Origin of the sequence: Streptomyces sp. AC1-42W, assembly GCF_003248355.1 — a bacterium.
Taxonomy (GTDB): domain Bacteria; phylum Actinomycetota; class Actinomycetes; order Streptomycetales; family Streptomycetaceae; genus Streptomyces.
This window is the reverse complement of sequence record NZ_QKWY01000001.1, coordinates 1,772,290-1,792,050: the sequence shown is the minus strand read 5'-3', so window position 1 is coordinate 1,792,050 and position 19,761 is coordinate 1,772,290. Positions and strand designations below refer to the sequence as shown.

Sequence of the window (19,761 nt, the reverse complement as noted above, 5' to 3'; positions counted from 1 at the left end):
CAGCCGCTGCCGTCACTCGAACGGCACCTGGGCGCCCGGGCCCCCGCCCCTCCCCCGCCACCACCGGCGTGACCTGCGGCGATGAGCCGTGGCAAGGAGGGCGCGCCGGGCCGAACGGGTGAGAGCTGACTCGGTGTCAGCAGGCATGGGCGCCGGTACGGCTGTTGGCTCGGGGTCAGGACACACCCGCCAGCGCCCCCGGCCCGGAGGAACCCTCATGCGCCGTCCTGCCCGACTCGTGACCGGCACCGCCGCCGCGGCCCTCGCCGCCGCCGCGCTCGGCCTCTGCGCCGCCGCCCCGTCCGCGTACGGGGACGAGCCCGCCGCCCTGCGGATCACCCCGGCGAGCGCCGCGCCCGGCACCACGGTCACCGTGGACACCACCGCCTGCGGTGGCGCCGGCGGTGCGACGGGCGACGCGAGCGCGCTGGACGCACCGGAGTTCCCGCTGGCGCCCGTGGGCCTCGAAGAGGCGCTGGCCGGCTCCTTCCAGGTGCCGGGCGGCATCGCGCCGGGGCCGTACCGCATCGGCGTGGACTGCGCGAACGGCGCGAAGGCCACCGGACAGATCGAGGTGAAGGCGGCCCCCCGGCCCGCCGGGAACGGCACGGACAGCGCGGCCGGCACGGATGCCGCGGACGCCGCCGACGCCACGGACGGCGCGGCCGACTCGCCCGCGTACGACTTCTCCGACCTGGAGGGGCTGGGCAGCGAGGAGGACTCCGGCGGCCTCGACGGCCTGGACGCGGAGGCGGCCGGCTCCGCCCTCGTACCGGACGCGCCCCCGGCGGCGGACCACGCCTCGCCCACCGAGCGCCCCGACCCCTCCGGCCACGCGACCGGGTCCGGCGGCTACGACCAGTCCGGGTCCGGGCGCGAGACCCCCTCGGGGCACCGCACCTCGCCGGCGCCCACCGCCCCCTCGGGGCATGTGAAGACCGGAGTCGGCGGCAGCGTCGGCCCGGACACCACCCAGATCGCGGCGGGAGCCGGCGTACTCGCCGCTGCCGCCGTCGGCGGAGCCTGGCTCCTGCGTCGCCGGGCGAGCGGCACGCGGGACGCCGGCTGACGGAGGCATCCACCCCTCCGTACCGCCAGGTGGCCGTCCCGGTGGCCCCGAGCCACCGGGACGGAACCATTCCGTTTCCGCCCCCGGAGGACGCACGTGTCCCAGAAGGCCAAGGGCTGGCTGCTCGTCGTCGTGGCGCTGGCCGGGGTCTGGCTGATCCAGAACGGCGCGGGCGCCCGGCTCACCCCGCCCGGACCGGCCGCCGCGCAGGCGTTTGCCGCCGGCCCCGCCCTGCTGCCCGGCTCGCCCGTCGCCGAACCGCTGCGCCCGTCCGCTCCCGTACGGCTGCGGATTCCCGCCATCCGGGTGGACGCGCCGATGATGCGGCTGGGGCTCGGGGCGGACGGCAGCCTGGACGTGCCGCCGGCCGGGAACACCGACGTCGTCGGCTGGTACAAGGACGGCACCCCGCCGGGCGCCGAGGGCACCGCGATCGTCGCCGGGCACGTGGACAACGCCCAGGGGCCGTCCGTCTTCTACGACCTGGGCTCGCTGAAGAAGGGCAGCACCGTCGAGGTGGACCGGCGGGACGGCCGTACCGCCGTCTTCACGCTCGACGCGATCGAGGTGTACGAGAACGAGGACTTCCCCGACCAGCGGGTCTACGGCGCGTCCGACTACGCCGCGCTGCGGCTGATCACCTGTGGCGGCGGCTACTCCGACGCCACCGGCTACCGGGGGAACGTGGTGGCGTACGCCCACCTCACGAGCGTGCGCTGACCTCGCCCGGGTACGCCGGCCTCACGCGCGTACGTCCGCGCACCGCGCGTCAGCCCTGCCACTGGTCGAATCCCAGCTTCGCCACCAGTGAGAAGACCACCACCAGCAGCACCCCGCGCACGAACTCGCTGCCCTTGCTCAGCGCCATCCGGGCGCCCAGCAGCCCGCCCGCCAGGTTGAAGACCGCCATCAGCGCGGCGAGCCCCCACAGCACATTGCCCTGGTGGGCGAACATCGCGAGGGCCCCGGCGTTGGTGCAGACGTTGACGATCTTGGCGGTGGCCGAAGCGGTGACCAGGTCGAGGTGGAGCACCGCCGTCAGGGCCAGCACCAGGAAGGTGCCGGTGCCCGGCCCGAACAGCCCGTCGTACAGGCCGATGCCGCCGCCCACCAGGACGATCGCCGTGACCGCGCGGGCCCTGGTCACCGGGGGCGGGACGGCGTCGCCGGCCGCCCGGCCGAACTGGGGCCGCAGCATGACGAACGCGGCGACCGCCAGCAGCACCACCATGATCACCGGGCGCAGCACCTCGCTGCTGATCCCGGCCGCGAAGAACGCCCCGGTCATCGAGCCCGCCAGGGCCGCGAGCCCGATCCGGACCGCCGTGCCGACCTTCACCGGCGCCCTGCGCGCGTAGGTGACGGCGGCGCCCGAGGTGCCGACGATGGCGACGGCCTTGTTGGTGCCGAGGATCTGCGCGGCCGGCAGCTGCGGCAGGCCGAGGAGCAGCGCCGGGAGCAGCAGCAGTCCGCCGCCGCCGACCACCGCGTCGACCCACCCGGCCGCCGCGGCGGCGAGGCACAGCACGACGAGGGTGGTCAGGGTGATGTCCGGCATGGGCCAGACCCTATGGAGCGGACGCGGACACCGTCCAACCGTCGCGGGGCCCCGGCGGGAAAGTTGAGCCAAGTCTGAGGTTTCCGCAGCCCACGGGCCGTTTCGGGGGCCTCACAGAGTCACGCGGCGGGTGCTGAGCGCACGGTTCCGCTCGGGAAACAGCGGGGAACCGGCCGGGTAACACCGCCGGGACACGCTGTCGGGCATGAGCACACAGGCCCGGCGCCTGTGGCCCTGCCGAGACCGCTCACCGACGACGGAGGTCCCGAGATGCCGGTGTCCACTCCCCCGACCGCCCCCGCCCCCTCCTCCCCCGCCGCCGTGCCGACCCTCGTGGTCGTCGGGCACGGGATGGTCGGCCAGCGCTTCCTGGAGGCCCTGGCGGAGCGCGGGCTGACGGCCGCCGCCGGTACCGCGCGGGTCGTCGTCCTCGGTGAGGAGCCGCGTGCCGCCTACGACCGGGTGCGGCTGACCTCGTACTTCGCGGGGCGGACGCCGCAGGACCTGTCGCTGGTGGAGCCGGGCTTCATGGAGCGGCACGGCTTCGAGCTGCGGCTCGGGGACCCGGCGGTGTCCGTGGACCGTGCGGCGCGCACGGTGACCGCGCGGTCCGGGGAGGCGTTCCGCTACGACACGCTGGTGCTGGCGACCGGGTCCGCCCCGTTCGTGCCGCCGGTCCCCGGCAGGGAGAGCGCCGGGTGCTTCGTCTACCGGACGATCGAGGACCTGCTCGCCATCGAGGAGTACGCGAAGTCGGCGCGGACCGGCGCGGTGGTCGGCGGCGGGCTGCTCGGCCTGGAGGCGGCCGGCGCGCTCAAGGGCCTGGGCCTGGAGACGCATGTGGTGGAGTTCGCGCCCCGGCTGATGCCGGTCCAGGTGGACGAGGGCGGGGGCGCGGCGCTGCTGCGGACCGTCGAGGAGATGGGCCTGACCGTGCACACCGGGGTCGGTACGCAGGAGGTGCTGGCGGACGGGGGCGGCGCGGTGACCGGGATGGCGCTGTCCGACGGGTCGGAGCCGGCCGTGGACCTGGTGGTGTTCTCGGCCGGGGTCCGCCCCCGCGACGGGCTGGGCCGCGACTGCGGTCTGGCGGTCGGGCCGCGCGGCGGGATCGTGGTGGACGAGGAGTGCCGCACCTCCGACCCGGCGGTCTTCGCCATCGGGGAGTGCGCGCTCGCGTCGGACGGCCGGGTGTACGGGCTGGTGGCGCCCGGCTACGAGATGGCGCTGACGGCCGCCGAGGTGATCGCGGGCGGCGAGGCGGCGTTCACCGGCGCCGACCTGTCGACGAAGCTGAAGCTGCTCGGCGTGGACGTGGCCTCGTTCGGCGACGCGCACGGCACCACCGAGGGCTGCCTCGACGTGGTGTACGCGGACGCCCGGTCCGGGATCTACAAGAAGCTGGTGATGGCCCCGGACGGCACGCTGCTGGGCGGGGTGCTGGTGGGCGACGCCGAACAGTACGGCACGCTGCGCCCGATGACGGGCAGTGTGCTGCCGGTCGCCCCGGAGCAGCTGGTGCTTCCGGCGGGCGCGGGCGGCCCGGTGGCGCTCGGCCCCTCCGCGCTGCCCGACGAGGCGGTAATCTGCTCCTGCCACAACGTCACCAAGGGCGCGATCCGCGCGCACACCACGCTGCCCGAGGTGAAGAAGTGCACCAAGGCGGGCACCGGCTGCGGCAGTTGCGTCAAGGTGATCGGCCAGTTGCTCCCGCAGAGCGCGGACCGGGGCCTGTGCGGCTGCTTCGCGTACTCCCGGGGCGAGCTGTACGAGATCGTCCGCACCCTGCGGATCACCTCGTACGCGGAGCTGCTCGACTCGCACGGGCGGGAGGCGGCGCGCGGCGGGGACGGCTGCGAGGTGTGCAAGCCGGCGGTCGGTTCGGTCATCGCCTCGCTGGCGCCCACGGTCGGCGCGAGCGGCTATGTGCTGGACGGCGAGCAGGCGGCCCTCCAGGACACCAACGACCACTTCCTGGCCAACCTCCAGCGCAACGGCTCGTACTCGATCGTGCCGCGCATACCCGGCGGCGAGATCACCCCGGAGAAGCTGATCGTGATCGGCGAGGTGGCCCGCGACTTCGGGCTCTACACCAAGATCACCGGCGGTCAGCGCATCGACCTGTTCGGCGCCCGGGTGGACCAGCTGCCGCCGATCTGGGCCCGGCTGGTGGAGGCGGGCTTCGAGTCGGGGCACGCGTACGGGAAGTCGCTGCGCACGGTCAAGTCCTGTGTGGGGCAGACCTGGTGCCGCTACGGCGTGCAGGACTCGGTGCGGATGGCGATCGACCTGGAGCTGCGCTACCGGGGGCTGCGCGCCCCGCACAAGCTGAAGTCGGCGGTCTCGGGGTGCGCCCGCGAGTGCGCGGAGGCCCGGGGCAAGGACTTCGGGATCATCGCCACGGCCGGCGGCTGGAACCTCTACGTGGGCGGCAACGGCGGCGCGACCCCGCGCCACGCCGACCTGCTCGCCCAGGACCTGTCGGACGCCGAACTGGTCCGGCTGATCGACCGCTTCCTGATGTTCTACATCCGCACCGCGGACCGGCTGGAGCGCACCTCGGCCTGGCTGGAGCGGATCGACGGCGGCCTGGAGCACGTCCGGGATGTCGTCGTGCACGACTCGCTGGGCCTCTGCGACGAGCTGGAGCGGCTGATGGCCGACCATGTGCGCGGCTACCGCGACGAGTGGGCCCAGACCCTCTCCGACCCGGAGCGGCTGCGCCGGTTCGTCACCTTCGTCAACGAACCCGGCGCCCCCGACCCGTCGGTGAGGTTCGTCCCGGAGCGCGATCAGGTCAAGCCCGACCTGGACATCCTCGCGGGCCCGGTGCTCGCCGTCCGTACTCTCGAAGGGACCGCCTCCTGATGACCACACAGACGACGCAGACGACGCAGCACGCGCAGACCGCGCAGGACGCCCCGACCGTCCGGCTCGCCGCCGGGGACGGCTGGCTCACCGTGTGCGACCGCTCGCTGCTGACCCCCGGCCGGGGGGTCGCCGCCCTCCTCCCGGACGGCCGGCAGGTGGCGCTGTTCCTGGACCGGGCCGGGCGGACGTACGCCATCGACAACCGCGACCCGTTCACCGGCGCCTACGTCCTCTCGCGCGGGCTGCTGGGTTCGGACGGCGGGCAGCCATTCGTGGCCTCGCCCCTGCTCAAGCAGCGGTTCGACCTGGCGACGGGCGCCTGCCTGGACGACGACGAGGTGTCCGTGCCGGTGTTCGAGGTACGCGCGGACTGACCGCGACCTGCGGACACGGGCACCTACCTGCGCCGTTCCGGGACCGCCCGTACCAGCGTGGTAGGGCCGGGTCGGCGGCCGGCCAGGCGGCGGAACCACTGTCTCCGCGTCCGACCGCGCGCCCTCTGCCCTCAGGCAGCGGTCACTCCTGCGGGTGAAGCGGGTTTGGTTCCCGTCGTGTTGATGTTCATCGGGCGTACGTTGGTCTGTGCAGCCGGGTGAAGGGGGTGGGCTGGTTGATCCGTGCGTACAAGTTTCTGTTACGGCCCACGGCGGGTCAGGCGATCGCGCTCGGTGAGATGCTGCGCGATCACTGCTCTCTCTACAACGGTGCGTTGCAGGAACGCCGTGACGCCTACCGCCACCCCTCGAAGACGAGCATCAAGTACGGGATGCAGTCCGGGCAGCTCAAGGACATCCGGGCCTTCGATCCCGAGCGGCAGGGCCGGTGGTCGTTCAGCTCTCAGCAGGCCACGCTGCGAAGGCTGGACAAGGCGTTCACGGCGTTCTTCCGCCGGGTCGAGGCCGGGGGCAAGCCCGGCTACCCGCGCTTTCGCGGGGTGAACTGGTTCGACACGGTGGACTTCCCCCGAGACGGTGATGGCTGCCGCTGGAACTCCACCCCGCGCGACCAGGTCACCCGAGTCCGTCTCCAGGGCGTCGGGCACGTCCGGGTCAACCAGCACCGCCCGGTGCTGGGCACGGTCAAGACCGTCAGCGTGAAACGCGAGGGCCGCAAATGGTTCGTCGTACTCACAGCCGAACGCCCCCTGCCCGAACCGCTGCCCGCGACCGGCTCGGACATCGGCATCGATCTCGGGATCGCCTCGTTCCTCACCGACTCCAACGGCGTCCACATCCCCAACCCGCGCCACGCCCGCAAGGCTGCCCGCAGGCTGGAGGCCGCGCAGCGGGCCCTGTCCCGGTTCCCCCGGTGCAAGGCCAAGGACCGCACCCGTAACCACCAGCGGGCAGTGGAGAAGGTCGCTGCCCTGCACGGCAAGGTGCGGCGCAGGCGGCTCGACCACGCACACAAGACCGCGCTCACCCTGGTCCGCGAACACGACTTCATCGCGCACGAAGACCTCAAGATCCGCAACATGAGCAAGGCTCCCGCACCGAAGCCCTCCCCCGGAACCGCAGGTGTATTCCTACCCAACGGGGCGGCAGCCAAAGCAGGACTCAACTACTCGATCGCTGACGCCGGATGGGGGGTGTTCCTGACGATCCTGAACGCAAAGGCTGAGAGTGCCGGGCGAGAAGTGATGGCCGTGGACCCCCGCAACACCTCCCGCACGTGTCCCGAATGTGGGCACGCCGCCCGGGAGAACCGGCCCGCACAGGAGAAGTTCCACTGCGTCACCTGCGGCCACCAGGCCCACGCCGACGAGGTCGGGGCACTCAACGTCCTACGGGCCGGGCTGGTCCGTCGCCACGCCAGCACGGCATGGCGAGAAGCCCCGCCCACCAGGGCGGGGAGGAGTCACCCAGACGACCTCCCAGATGATGTGATGTGGCGGTGTGCGCATCGCTGAACTGCGGATTGAAGGAATAGCCCAGCTCGCCGCCGAAGTTCTTGGACGCGGTGCGGGCTGCACATTTTTCTCCGCAGGACGCTCCTCAGGAAACCGCCAGCGGCGCCCCGCCCCTCAGCAGCGAGCCGCCCAGCGGGGTCAGGGTGTGCAGGACCGAGCCGCCGTGCCGCAGGGTGTGGACGAGCCCCGCCTCGCGCAGGACGCAGGCGTGCTGGCTGGCCGAGGCGAGGGAGACCCCGGCGCGCCGGGCCAGTTCGCTGGTCGTGCAGCCGTCGCCGATGGCCCGCAGGACCGTGGAGCGGGTCTGCCCGAGGAGCCGGCCGAGCCAGGGGCCGGGTTCGGCGAAGGCCGGGGCGACCGGATGGGCGACCGGGTAGACCAGGACGGGCGGCAGCAGCGGGTCGCGCAGGACGACGGGGGTGCCCCGGCAGAAGAACGAGGGCTGGAGCAGCAGTCCGCGCCCGTCCAGCCGGAGGTCCCGGTCGACGGGGTAGTCGGCCTCCAGGACGGGGGCCCGCCACCGGATGACGGGCGGGAGCGAGGCGAGCAGCGCGTCGGTGCCGCCGTCCAGCAGGGCGCGGCCGCGGATCGCGCGGTCGGCCCCGACGGCGGACTGGATGTGCGGCCAGTAGGGCTGGACGGCGGCGCGGTGGTAGTCGCGTAAGGCGTCCACGAGCCGGCCCAGGGGGGCGGCGCCGCCCTCGCGGAGCGCGTCCAGGCGGGCGCGGCGGGCCGGCTGCCGGGCGTCGGGCGCGCGCTGGGCGTCGAGCACGGCCAGCTCGGCGCGCAGCCGCTCGGGCGAAGTCGCGCGCACGGCTTCCATTCCGGCGTCGAGTCCGAGCGGTTCGGAGTTTTCCTGAGAAGGCGTCAGAAAGTCGGGAAAATATCCGCGCTGCGGAACGATCGCGGACAGCAGGCGTACTTCACCGCTCAACTTCGGGCGGGTTTCCGCGCGCCATTCCCCGAAGACCGCGGAAGCCCTCCGGTCCCTCAGCCGGTGAAAGCTGAGAATGGTCTCCCACAGCGCGTCCGGGCCGGAGGCCATCCGCACCCGCGAAAGGTCCCATCCGGAAACATGGATACGCAGCACCTAACTCCCACCCCTTGCACCTGCAATTACCCCCTCGCAAGAGTATGCGAATCGTAACAGCACGTCACCACGGGGTTTCGGCCAGAGGTGAAACGCCTCGCCCCGGACCGCCACCGGACGAAAAGCTGTACGTCGTCGGGTGCGATTCCGGAGCCACCGGAAGAGCGAGCGAAGGCCGTGGGGGGTTTTGCTCGTTCGGCGGCGGTTGGCAATGGTGCGGCTCCGCACTCGATGGGGGTAAGCCGGGTGCGGCCCGCCGATGGGGATCGGCGGGCCGCACCCCGGTCCGTTCAGCTAGTTTTCTTTGCGCATTAAACGAAGCAATGGGCGCCCGCCATCCGCCCGACATCCCGATTTCCAGGGACATGACAACCCGTTGCCGGTGCCGCCCCGCACGACAAGGCGGCGGCACCCCCGCACAGGGTGCCGCCGCCGCCGGAATTCCGCGCGGCCGGCCCGGTGAGGGTGGGTCGGCCGGCCGCGCGGAATCGGTGGGTGTGCCGCCTCAGCGGCTGTCGCTGGCCCGCGGCCCGGCCGCCGCCCGGCCCGCCTCCAGACGCGCCACCGGAATGCGGAACGGCGAGCAGGAGACGTAGTCGAGACCGGCCTCGTGGAAGAAGTGCACCGACTCCGGGTCGCCGCCGTGCTCCCCGCAGATGCCGAGCTTGAGATCGGGGCGGGTGGCCCGGCCGGCCGCGACGGCGCTCTTGACCAGCGAGCCGACGCCGTCCTTGTCGATCGTCTCGAACGGCGAGACCCCGAAGATGCCCTTCTCCAGGTAGGCGGTGAAGAAGGACGCCTCCACGTCGTCGCGGGAGAAGCCCCAGACCGTCTGGGTGAGGTCGTTGGTGCCGAAGGAGAAGAACTCGGCCGCCTCCGCGATCTGCCCGGCCGTCAGCGCGGCGCGCGGCAGCTCGATCATGGTGCCGATCTTCAGCTTGAGGTCGGTGCCGGTGGCGGCCTGCACCTCGGCGATGACCCGGTCGGCCTCCTCGCGGACGATCTCCAGCTCCTGGACCGTGCCGACGAGCGGGATCATGATCTCGGCGCGGGGGTCGCCCTTGGCGTTCTTGCGGGCGGCGGCCGCCTCGGCGATGGCCCGCACCTGCATGGCGAACAGGCCGGGGATGACCAGGCCGAGCCGGACCCCGCGCAGCCCGAGCATCGGGTTCTGCTCGTGCAGCTTGTGCACCGCCTGCAGGAGCCGCAGGTCGTTCTCGTTGGCGTCCTTGCGGGACTCGGCGAGCGCGACCCGTACCGACAGCTCGGTGATGTCGGGCAGGAACTCGTGCAGCGGCGGGTCCAGCAGCCGTACGGTGACCGGCAGTCCGTCCATCGCCTCGAACAGCTCGATGAAGTCGGCCTTCTGGAGCGGCAGCAGCTGCTCCAGGGCGGCCTCGCGCTCCTTGTCGGTGTCGGCCAGGATCAGCTTCTCGACCATCTCGCGGCGCTCGCCGAGGAACATGTGCTCGGTGCGGCACAGGCCGATGCCCTGGGCGCCGAAGCGGCGGGCCCGCAGGGCGTCCTCCGCGCTGTCCGCGTTGGCCCGCACCCGCAGCCGGCGCACCCGGTCCGCGTACGCCATGATCCGGTGCACGGCGGCGACCAGCTCGTCGGCGTCGTCGGCGCCCGCGTGCATCCGGCCCTCGAAGTACTCGACGACCGGGGACGGTACGACGGGGACCTCGCCCAGGTACACCTTGCCGGTGGAGCCGTCCACGGAGACGAGGTCGCCCTCCTCCACGACGATGTCGCCGACCGTGAGGCGCCGGCGCTTGGTGTCCACCTCGATCTCCTCGGCGCCGCAGACACAGGTCTTGCCCATGCCGCGCGCGACGACGGCGGCGTGCGAGGTCTTGCCGCCGCGCGAGGTGAGGATGCCCTCGGCGGCGATCATGCCGTCCAGGTCGTCCGGGTTGGTCTCGCGGCGGATGAGGATGACCTTCTCGCCGGACCGGGACCACTTGACGGCGGTGTACGAGTCGAAGACCGCCTTGCCGACCGCCGCGCCGGGCGAGGCGGCGATGCCCCGGCCGAGCCGCTGGGTCTTGGCGGTGTCGTCGAAGCGCGGGAACATCAGCTGCGCGAGCTGGGCGCCGTTGACCCGCTGGAGGGCTTCGGCCTCGTCGATCAGGCCCTGGTCCACCAGCTGGGTCGCGATGCGGAAGGCGGCGCCGGCGGTGCGCTTGCCGACCCGGGTCTGGAGCATCCACAGGTGCCCGCGCTCGATGGTGAACTCGATGTCGCAGAGGTCCTTGTAGTGGGTCTCCAGCGTCTCCATGATCTTGAGCAGCTGGTCGTACGAGTTCTTGTCGATCGCCTCCAGATCGGCGAGCGGCACGGTGTTGCGGATGCCCGCGACGACGTCCTCGCCCTGCGCGTTCTGGAGGTAGTCGCCGTACACGCCCTGGTGGCCGCTGGCCGGGTCACGGGTGAAGGCGACGCCCGTACCGGAGTCGGGGCCGAGGTTGCCGAAGACCATGGAGCAGACGTTGACGGCGGTGCCGAGGTCGCCGGGGATGCGCTCCTGGCGGCGGTAGAGCTTGGCCCGGTCCGTGTTCCACGAGTCGAAGACCGCCTTTATGGCGAGGTCCATCTGCTCGCGCGCGTCCTGCGGGAAGTCGCGGCCTGCGTCGCGGGCGACGATCTTCTTGAACTGCTTGACCAGCTTCTTCAGGTCGGCCGCGTCCAGGTCCACGTCCACCGTGACGCCCTTGGCCGCCTTGGCCTCCTCCAGCGCCTCCTCGAAGAGGTCGCCGTCCACCCCGAGCACGGTCTTGCCGAACATCTGGATGAGCCGGCGGTAGGAGTCCCACGCGAACCGCTCGTCACCGGACTGCTGGGCCAGGCCCACGACGGAGGCGTCGGAGAGCCCGATGTTGAGGACCGTGTCCATCATGCCGGGCATGGAGAACTTGGCGCCGGAGCGGACGGAGACCAGCAGCGGGTCGTCGGCCTGGCCGAGCTTCTTGCCCATCCGGGCCTCCAGCGCGTCGAGGTGCGCACTCACCTCGTCGCGGAGCGCCGCCGGCTCGGCACCGCTGTCCAGGTAGACCTTGCATGCCTCGGTGGTGATCGTGAAGCCGGGGGGCACGGGGAGACCGAGGTTGGTCATCTCGGCGAGGTTGGCCCCCTTCCCGCCGAGCAGGTCCTTCAGATCCTTGTTGCCTTCGGTGAAGTCGTAGACGAACTTCTGCACATCTTTGTTTTCCGACACGGTCTCGACTCCTCGAAGACGCGGTGGCTGCCCTGACGGCGAGGAACATACCCAGATCGAAGGTGCGTGGGTACGTCCACTTGCGCGTCGTACGGCCGCAACCACCCGTCCGCCAGCAGATCGAAAGTGAAGCCCGTTTCGGCCCTGGGAAGCGTCGTGTTCAGAAGTCGTACACAGGATGACGCCATGTCCCTCGGAGGCCGCGAATCGGTGGCTGAAAGTAGTCGAAGCGTCGATCGATCAAAGTACGATCCCTTGGCACCCAGTGCCACCCTTTGAGAAGTGCAGCCCCCGTTTTTGCGCTCATGTGAGCGTCAACCATCTCAAGGTGGCGAGAATCACTCCCAAGAGGCCGCTCAGATGTCACCATCCGGACACCCTTGTGTTGACGCAGCGCATACAGATCGACCACACACGGTCACCGTTTACGTGCATACGCTTGCACAGAGCATCGATTCAAGGTCGGGAAGCCTGAATATCGACCCTGCAAGCGCTCAAATGAGCAGGATGCACGTGGGGGCACCCAGTGCCCCGCTCGCGCGGGCGGTTCGTCAGCCGCCGGAGGTGTCCAGCTCCGCGTCGGCGCTCACGCCCGTGCAGTCGTACGGGTCCTTCAGCCAGCCGTCCGGCAGGGCCACCCTGTTGTTGCCCGAGGTGCGCCCGCGCGGCCCGTCGGCGCCGTCCGGCCACGGCTGGTCCAGGTCCAGCTCCTGGAGCTGGGAGCCCAGCTCCTCCAGCGAGGAGGTGATCGCCAGCTTCTTGCGCATCTCCGAGCCGACCGCGAAGCCCTTGAGGTACCAGGCGACGTGCTTGCGGAAGTCGATCACGCCGCGGGCCTCGTCGCCGATCCACTCCCCGAGCAGGGTCGCGTGGCGCAGCATCACCCCGGCGACGGTGCGCAGCGTGGGCGCCTGCCTGGTCTCCGTGCCCTCGAACGCGCTGACCAGGTCACCGAAGAGCCACGGCCGGCCGAGGCAGCCGCGCCCCACGACCACACCGTCGCAGCCGGTCTCGCGCATCATCCGCAGGGCGTCGTCCGCGCACCAGATGTCGCCGTTGCCGAGCACCGGGATTTCCGGGACGTGCTCCTTGAGGCGGGCGATGGCGTCCCAGTCGGCGGTGCCGCCGTAGTGCTGCGCGGTGGTCCTGCCGTGCAGGGCGACCGCCGTCACGCCCTCCTCGACGGCGATCCGGCCGGCGTCGAGGTAGGTGAGGTGGTCGTCGTCGATGCCCTTGCGCATCTTGATGGTGACCGGCAGGTCCCCGGCCCGCGAGACGGCCTCGTGCAGGATGGCGCGCAGCAGCGGTCGCTTGTACGGGAGGGCGGAGCCGCCGCCCTTGCGGGTGACCTTGGGGACCGGGCAGCCGAAGTTGAGGTCGATGTGGTCGGCGAGGTTCTCGTCGACGATCATGCTGACCGCCTTGCCGACCGTCTCCGGGTCCACTCCGTACAGCTGGATGGAGCGCGGGGTCTCGCTCGCGTCGAAGTGGATGAGCTGCATGGTCTTCTCGTTGCGCTCGACCAGGGCCCTCGTGGTGATCATCTCGCTGACGAACAGCCCCTTGCCGCCCGAGAACTCCCGGCACAGCGTGCGGAACGGGGCGTTGGTGATCCCGGCCATGGGCGCGAGGACCACCGGCGGCTGCACGGTGTGCGGGCCGATGCGGAGCAGCGAGGGCGAGGGGGCGAGCGTGGTCATGACCCCCATTGTCCCGTACCCGGACGACTGCTCCCGGGCCGGTCGCGTCCGGCCCGGGAGAAGGGGCTCAGCTCTCCCCGGCGCGGACCAGGTCCAGAAGGCGTTCCAGGCGTTCCTGGGTCTCCTCGTCGCGGGGCGCGTAGGTGACCAGGCGAGGGCCGGCCGCCGGGCCGAGCCAGAGGTCGGTGGTCTCCACGCGCAGCAGCCCCACCCAGGCGTTGCGGAAGACCTTGGACCGGCCGCCGGCCCCGACGACCTCGTGCCGGGCCCAGTTCTCGCGGAACTCCGGCGAGGCCGCCTCCAGGCGGGCCAGCAGTTCCTTCCAGGCGGGCTCGGCGAGGTGGTCGGCCATCGCCGCGCGGAACTTGGCGGTGATGAAGCGGGTCACCTCCGCGGTGTCCATGACGGAGGTGCGCCACTGCTCGTTGGTGTGGGCGAGCAGCATGACGTTGCGGTCCTCGGGCGCCACCGCGTCCATGTCGCAGAGCAGCCGCCCGTACGTGCGGTTGTGGGCGAGGATGTCGTACCGGCTGTTCTGCACACAGGCGGGGATCGGCTCCAGCTGCCGCAGCATGGTCCGCAGCGCCGGGGTGATGTGCGGGCACTCGGTGCCCGGCGCGGGGTCGATGGCGCCGGCCAGCGAGAAGAGGTGGCTGCGCTCGCTGCGGTCCAGGAGCAGCGCGCGGGCGAGCGCGTCGAGGACCTGGGGCGAGACCTGGATGTCGCGGGCCTGTTCGAGCCAGGTGTACCAGGTGACGCCGACGGCGGAGAGCTGGGCGACCTCCTCGCGGCGCAGTCCGGGAGTGCGCCGGCGGCGGCCCCGGACGAGGCCGACCTGTTCCGGGGTGATCCGTTCGCGGCGGCTGCGCAGGAAGTTCGCCAGTTCGTGCCGCCGGATGTCGGGCTCGCTGCCCCCGGGGGCGGCCCTGAGCGCGGCCGGCGTCGCCATCGTCGTCATTCCTCCAGCGTGCGGGTCGGACGGGCGCTGTGCCAGGTGGTAGTTGTACCAGGATAAAGACACTCTGGTACCAGGCTGAGGGGCGGGCGATCGTCGGTGGCGTGAGTGAATCCTCTGTACGGACGACAACGGCGAGCGCCCCGGCCGCCCCGGTGGCGCGGCACGACCATCCCGCCCCGGTGCTCGGCACCCTGGGCCTGTTCACGGTGCTGCTGGGCGCGGCCCTTCCCCTGATCGACTTCTTCATCGTCAATGTGGCCCTGCCCACCATCGACCACGACCTGGCGGCGGGACCCGCCCTGCTGGAGCTGGTCGTCGCGGGCTACGGACTCGCGTACGCCGTGCTGCTGGTGCTCGGCGGGCGGCTGGGTGACATGGCGGGCCGACGCCGGCTGTTCCTGACCGGCATCGCGGCCTTCGGGCTCACCTCGCTGGCCTGCGGTCTCGCCCCGAACGCCTGGTCCCTGGTCGGGGCGCGGGTGGCGCAGGGCGCGGCGGCCGCGCTGATGCTGCCGCAGGTGCTGGCCACCATCCAGGCGGCCACCTCCGGGCACCGCAGGGCCAGGGCGATGAGCCTGTACGGGGCGACCGCCGGGCTCGCCATGGTCGCGGGCCAGATCCTGGGCGGGGCGCTGGTGGCCGCCGCGCCGCTGTCCTCGGTGTTCGGCGAGAGCGCGGGGTGGCGCTCGGTGTTCCTGGTCAACGTGCCCGTCGCGGCGGTCGGTCTGGTGCTCGCGGCGCGTGCGGTGCCGGAGACGCGGGCGGACCGGCCCGCGCCCGTCGACGTACCGGGGACGCTGCTGCTCGCCGCGTCGCTGCTGACGCTGCTGGCGCCGCTCACCGAGGGGCGGGCGGCAGGCTGGCCGCTGTGGACCTGGGTGTCGCTGGCGCTGTTCCCGGTCGTGGCGGTGGCGTTCTACCGGGTGGAGCGGCGGGCGGACCGGCGCGGAGCGGTCCCGCTGGTGCCGCCGAGTCTGCTGCGGCTGGAGTCGCTGCGGCGCGGGCTGGCACTGGTGGTGCCGTTCTCGGTGGGCTTCGGCGGCTTCATGTTCGTCATCGCGGTGGCGCTCCAGCAGGGTCTCGGGCTGGGCCCCGCGGAGTCGGGTCTGTCGATGGCCCCGATGGCGGTGGCGTTCTTCGCGGCCTCGCTGGCCGGCCCCCGGCTCGTGCGGCGGTACGGCAGCCGGGTCGTGACGGCCGGCGGGCTGATCCAGGGGGCCGGGGTCGCGGTGCTGGCGCTGACGGTGTGGCGGGGCTGGCCGGACCTGGGGATGGCGGGCCTGCTGCCCGGAATGGCGGTCGCCGGTTTCGGGCAGGGCCTCCAGCTGCCGGTGATCTTCCGCATCATCCTGTCGGACGTGCCGCCGGAGCGGGCCGGTGTGGGCGGCGGTGTGATGACGACGACCCAGCAGGCGACGCTCACCCTCGGCGTGGCGACGCTCGGCTCCCTGTTCCTGTCCCTGGTGCCCGGTTCGGGCATGCGTGACGCGTTGATCGTCACGCTGCTGGTGCAGTTGGGGGCGGTGGCCCTGACGGCCGCGCTGAGCCTGCGTCTGCCACGCGAGGTGGGATGAGCGTCAGTCCTGGGCCGGGGCTTCCTCGGTGGGGGTGTCCGTCTCGGGGGTCTCCGGGGCGTCGGTGGTCGGGGCGGCCGCGCGCTCCCGCATCCGGCGGAGCAGTTCCTGCTTCTGGTCGGCGGCGCTGCGGCGGTCCGCCTCGCCCGCCGGGCCGGCGCCCTGCGCGCCCGCGCGGGACAGCTTCTTGCGCTGTCCGCCGACGCCGAGAAGGTTGTTGCGGCTCTTGGCCATGGGGTTCTCCCGTTCCTGGTCTCAGTGAGGTCTTCGTGACCTTGATCGATCCGGGGGGCGGCGGGTGGTCGGGCCCGCCACGCGCTCACTCGTAGATCTGGAAGAACGTGTGCATGGGCAAGACCGTACCCACGCCGCTCCCCGTCCTCACCCGGTTTTCCGGCGCCGGGCGCGCTGTGCCGCGTACGGCGTGCGAAACCCCCGCTCCGCCGCGGGGGCGGAGCGGGGGTTTCGTACGGCGGGTGCGGCCGTCAGCAGCCGATCAGGCGGGTGGCGAGGTAGCCCTGGATCTGGTCCAGGGACACGCGCTCCTGCTTCATCGTGTCGCGCTCGCGGACGGTGACCGCGTTGTCGTCCAGCGTGTCGAAGTCGACGGTGACGCAGAACGGCGTACCGATCTCGTCCTGGCGGCGGTAGCGGCGGCCGATGGCGCCCGCGTCGTCGAACTCGATGTTCCAGTTCTGCCGGAGGTCGGCGGCCAGGCCCTTGGCCTTCGGCGAGAGCTGGGCGTTGCGGGAGAGCGGGAGGATCGCGACCTTGACCGGCGCCAGGCGCGGGTCCAGGCGCATCACGGCGCGCTTCTCCATGACGCCCTTGGCGTTCGGCGCCTCGTCCTCGTTGTAGGCGTCGAGGAGGAAGGCCAGCATCGCGCGGCCGACACCGGCCGCCGGCTCGATGACGTACGGGGTGTAGCGCTCGCCCTTCTCCTGGTCGAAGTAGGAGAGGTCGGTGCCGGACGCCTTGGAGTGGGCCGTGAGGTCGTAGTCGGTGCGGTTGGCGACGCCCTCCAGCTCACCCCACTCGCTGCCGCCGAAGCGGAAGCGGTACTCGATGTCGGCGGTGCGCTTGGAGTAGTGGGAGAGCTTCTCCTGCGGGTGCTCGAACCACCGCATGTTCTCCTCGCGCATGCCGAGGCCGGTGTACCAGTTCCAGCGCTGCTGCATCCAGTACTCCTGCCACTCCTCGTCCTCGCCCGGCTTGACGAAGAACTCCATCTCCATCTGCTCGAACTCGCGCGTGCGGAAGATGAAGTTGCCCGGAGTGATCTCGTTGCGGAAGGACTTGCCCATCTGCGCGATGCCGAACGGGGGCTTCTTGCGCGAGGTGGTCTGCACCTGGGAGAAGTTGGTGAAGATGCCCTGGGCGGTCTCGGGGCGCAGGTAGGCGACCGAGCCGGAGTCCTGGGTGGGGCCGAGGTGGGTGGAGAGCAGGCCCGAGAACTGCTTGGGCTCGGTGAAGGTGCCCTTGTTGCCGCAGTTGGGGCAGTTCAGGTCGGCGAGGCCGTTGGCCGGCGCCTTGCCGTGCTTCTCCTCGTACGCCTCCTCCAGGTGGTCCGCGCGGTAGCGCTTGTGGCAGGAGGTGCACTCGGTCAGCGGGTCGGAGAACGTGGCGACGTGGCCGGAGGCCACCCACACCTCGGGGGCCAGGATGACCGACGAGTCGAGACCGACCACGTCCTCGCGGGAGGTGACCATGTAGCGCCACCACTGGCGCTTGAGGTTCTCCTTGAGCTCGACACCCAGCGGCCCGTAGTCCCAGGCGGCCTTCTGACCGCCGTAGATCTCACTGCAGGGGTAGACGAAGCCACGGCGCTTGCTCAGGCTGACGATGGTGTCGATCTTGTCGGCGGCCACGGTGCTCTCTTCATTACGACGACGGAACGTGCGGGCTAATGGCCCAGATTACCGGCGGGCACTGCCCTTCGATCAAATCGGTATCGGTCCCGGAGGCGAACCCCGCTTGTTGACAATCGTTTCCACCTTTGTTGAAAATGACTGTCATGAACGTACGCCGCCTCATACCCGTCGCCGCCGTCACCGGCGCCGTCCTCCTCGGTCTCACCGCCTGCTCCTCCCCGGACGGCTCCGCGCACGAGAACGGCGGCAAGCTGGACGTGGTGGCGTCCTTCTATCCCATGCAGTTCCTGGCCGAACGCATAGGCGGCGAGCACGTCGAGGTCACCGGCCTGACCAAGCCCGGCGTGGAACCCCACGACCTGGAGCTCACCTACCGTCAGATAGGCGGCCTGAGCGACGCCGACCTGATCCTGTACCTCAAGGGCATCCAGCCCGCCGTCGACGAGGCGGTCAAGCTCTCCGAGGCCCCCCACACCCTCGACGCCGCGACGCTGACCACGCTGGAGGACCACGGCGCGGAGGTCGGCGGCCACGACCACGGCGACGACGAGCACGCCCACGAGCACAAGGGCGACGGAGCGGGCGCCGACCCGCACATCTGGCTGGACCCGGTGCGCTACGCCGAGGTCGCCGAGGGCGTCGGCAAGTCCCTGGAGAAGACCGACCCGGACCACGCCGCGGACTACCGCGAGAACACCGACGCGCTGGTCGCGGAGCTGGGCGCGCTGGACACCGCGTACCGTACCGGTCTGAAGAACACCGAGACCCGGACCTTCATCACCACCCACTCCGCCTTCGGCTACCTCGCCGAACGCTACGGGCTCACCCAGGAGGGCATCGCCGGCATCGACCCCGAGGCCGAGCCCAGCCCCGCCCGCATCAGCAAGCTGCACTCCATCGCCGAGAAGGAGAAGGTCACCACCGTCTTCTTCGAGACCCTGGCCAGCGACAAGACCGCGAGGACCGTCGCCCGCGACACCGGACTGCGCACCGACGTCCTGGACCCGCTGGAGGGAATCACCGAGGCGTCCAAGGGCGATGACTACATCGAGGTCATGAAGTCCAACCTCGCCGCCCTGCGCACGGCACTCGGCGCGAAGTGAGCGACGACCGCACCGCACCCACCCGATCCACCCGCGCAGCAGCACCGGAGGCGCTCATGCCCGAGCCCCGCACCCCCGACCGCGAACCCGTCATCGCCGTCCGCGACGCCACCGCCGTCCTCGGCGCGCGCCCCGTACTGCGCGGCATCGACCTGACCGTGCGCCGGGGCGAGGTCGTCGCCCTGCTCGGCGCCAACGGCTCCGGCAAGTCCACCGCCGTCCGCTCCGTCATCGGCCAGGTCCCGCTCACCGGCGGCACCGTCGAACTCTTCGGCACCCCGCTGCGCCGCTTCCGCTCCTGGGCCAGGGTCGGCTACGTACCGCAGCGCACCACGGCGGCCGGCGGGGTGCCCGCCACGATCCGCGAGGTCGTCTCCGCCGGGCGGCTCTCCCGCACCCGGCTGCGCATCCCCCGCCGGGCCGACCGCGCCGCCGTCGACCGCGCCATCGCACTCGTCGGCCTCGCCGACCGGGCCGGGGACTCGGTGGACGCCCTCTCCGGCGGCCAGCACCAGCGCGTGCTCATCGCCCGCGCCCTCGCCGCCGAACCCGAGCTCCTGATCATGGACGAGCCGATGGCGGGCGTGGACCTGGCCAGCCAGGAGATCCTCGCCGACACGCTGCGCGAGCAGGTCGCCGCCGGCACCACCGTGCTGCTCGTCCTGCACGAGCTGGGCCCGCTGGAGCCCCTGATCGGCCGGGCGGTCGTGCTCCGCGACGGCTGCGTCCTGCACGACGGACCGCCCCCGAAGGCCGTCGGGCAGCACGCCCTGCCCGGCCACGACCACGTACACCCCCACGCGGCTTCCGAGCCCGTCCGGACGGGACTGCTGAGCTGACC

Annotated in this window: 15 protein-coding genes; 8 read left to right on the top strand and 7 right to left on the bottom strand. The window is 71.8% G+C overall.

The window, feature by feature from the left end:
• Positions 1–217 precede the first annotated feature (217 nt).
• Complete coding sequence (locus tag DNK56_RS08065; protein WP_241989974.1) at positions 218–1,069, top strand: hypothetical protein; 852 nt, start codon at positions 218–220, stop codon at positions 1,067–1,069.
• A 96-nt stretch (positions 1,070–1,165) separates the two neighbouring features.
• Positions 1,166–1,789 carry a class F sortase gene (locus DNK56_RS08060; RefSeq protein WP_111331859.1) on the top strand — a complete coding sequence of 208 codons (624 nt, stop codon included), beginning with the start codon at positions 1,166–1,168 and terminating at the stop codon, positions 1,787–1,789.
• Positions 1,790–1,838: 49 nt separating this feature from the next.
• Here the strand turns inward: DNK56_RS08060 and DNK56_RS08055 are convergent, their stop codons facing one another.
• A complete protein-coding gene (locus DNK56_RS08055; RefSeq protein WP_111331856.1) occupies positions 1,839–2,627 on the bottom strand; it encodes a sulfite exporter TauE/SafE family protein in 789 nt (262 codons plus the stop codon).
• A 270-nt stretch (positions 2,628–2,897) separates the two neighbouring features.
• Here DNK56_RS08055 and nirB point away from each other — a divergent pair, with 270 nt between their 5' ends.
• From nirB to DNK56_RS08040, 3 genes are all read left to right on the top strand, one after another.
• Complete coding sequence (gene nirB / locus DNK56_RS08050; RefSeq protein ID WP_111335585.1) at positions 2,898–5,495, top strand: nitrite reductase large subunit NirB; 2,598 nt, start codon at positions 2,898–2,900, stop codon at positions 5,493–5,495.
• Entirely contained in the window at positions 5,495–5,872 is a 378-nt protein-coding gene (gene nirD, locus DNK56_RS08045) for a nitrite reductase small subunit NirD (RefSeq protein ID WP_111331853.1), read from the top strand. Before nirB ends, nirD begins: the two co-directional genes overlap by 1 nt.
• Before the next feature lie 236 nt (positions 5,873–6,108).
• Positions 6,109–7,407 carry an RNA-guided endonuclease InsQ/TnpB family protein gene (locus tag DNK56_RS08040; protein ID WP_241989800.1) on the top strand — a complete coding sequence of 433 codons (1,299 nt, stop codon included), beginning with the start codon at positions 6,109–6,111 and terminating at the stop codon, positions 7,405–7,407.
• An 85-nt stretch (positions 7,408–7,492) separates the two neighbouring features.
• Here DNK56_RS08040 and DNK56_RS08035 read toward each other — a convergent pair whose 3' ends face one another.
• The 4 genes from DNK56_RS08035 to DNK56_RS08020 form a co-directional block, all read right to left on the bottom strand.
• Positions 7,493–8,497, bottom strand: a complete 1,005-nt coding sequence (locus DNK56_RS08035; protein ID WP_199563818.1) for an ArsR/SmtB family transcription factor — start codon at positions 8,495–8,497, stop codon at positions 7,493–7,495.
• Positions 8,498–9,002: 505 nt separating this feature from the next.
• Positions 9,003–11,714, bottom strand: a complete 2,712-nt coding sequence (ppdK, locus tag DNK56_RS08030) for a pyruvate, phosphate dikinase (RefSeq protein WP_111331848.1) — start codon at positions 11,712–11,714, stop codon at positions 9,003–9,005.
• Positions 11,715–12,265: 551 nt separating this feature from the next.
• On the bottom strand, positions 12,266–13,414 hold the full coding sequence (gene dusB / locus DNK56_RS08025) for a tRNA dihydrouridine synthase DusB (protein ID WP_111331846.1): 1,149 nt from the start codon (positions 13,412–13,414) through the stop codon (positions 12,266–12,268).
• Between the two features lie 67 nt (positions 13,415–13,481).
• Positions 13,482–14,372, bottom strand: a complete 891-nt coding sequence (locus DNK56_RS08020; RefSeq protein ID WP_111331844.1) for an MmyB family transcriptional regulator — start codon at positions 14,370–14,372, stop codon at positions 13,482–13,484.
• Positions 14,373–14,473: 101 nt separating this feature from the next.
• On the opposite strand from DNK56_RS08020, the gene DNK56_RS08015 reads away from it, so the two are divergent.
• Entirely contained in the window at positions 14,474–15,946 is a 1,473-nt protein-coding gene (locus tag DNK56_RS08015; protein WP_446750432.1) for an MFS transporter, read from the top strand.
• Positions 15,947–15,949: 3 nt separating this feature from the next.
• Here DNK56_RS08015 and DNK56_RS08010 read toward each other — a convergent pair whose 3' ends face one another.
• The gene (locus DNK56_RS08010; RefSeq protein WP_111331839.1) at positions 15,950–16,180 is read right to left on the bottom strand and encodes a DUF6243 family protein; all 231 of its coding nucleotides are present in this window, start codon (positions 16,178–16,180) and stop codon (positions 15,950–15,952) included.
• 251 nt (positions 16,181–16,431) lie between these two features.
• Positions 16,432–17,814, bottom strand: coding sequence for a glycine--tRNA ligase (locus tag DNK56_RS08005; RefSeq protein WP_111331836.1), 1,383 nt, complete (start codon positions 17,812–17,814; stop codon positions 16,432–16,434).
• A gap of 146 nt (positions 17,815–17,960) precedes the next feature.
• Between DNK56_RS08005 and DNK56_RS08000 the strand changes: the two genes are divergently transcribed.
• Together DNK56_RS08000 and DNK56_RS07995 are read left to right on the top strand one after the other, a co-directional pair.
• Positions 17,961–18,920: a metal ABC transporter substrate-binding protein gene (locus tag DNK56_RS08000; RefSeq protein ID WP_111331833.1), complete on the top strand. Its 960-nt coding sequence runs from the start codon at positions 17,961–17,963 to the stop codon at positions 18,918–18,920.
• A gap of 56 nt (positions 18,921–18,976) precedes the next feature.
• Positions 18,977–19,759, top strand: coding sequence for a metal ABC transporter ATP-binding protein (locus tag DNK56_RS07995; RefSeq protein WP_111331831.1), 783 nt, complete (start codon positions 18,977–18,979; stop codon positions 19,757–19,759).
• The last annotated feature ends 2 nt before the right edge of the window (positions 19,760–19,761 follow it).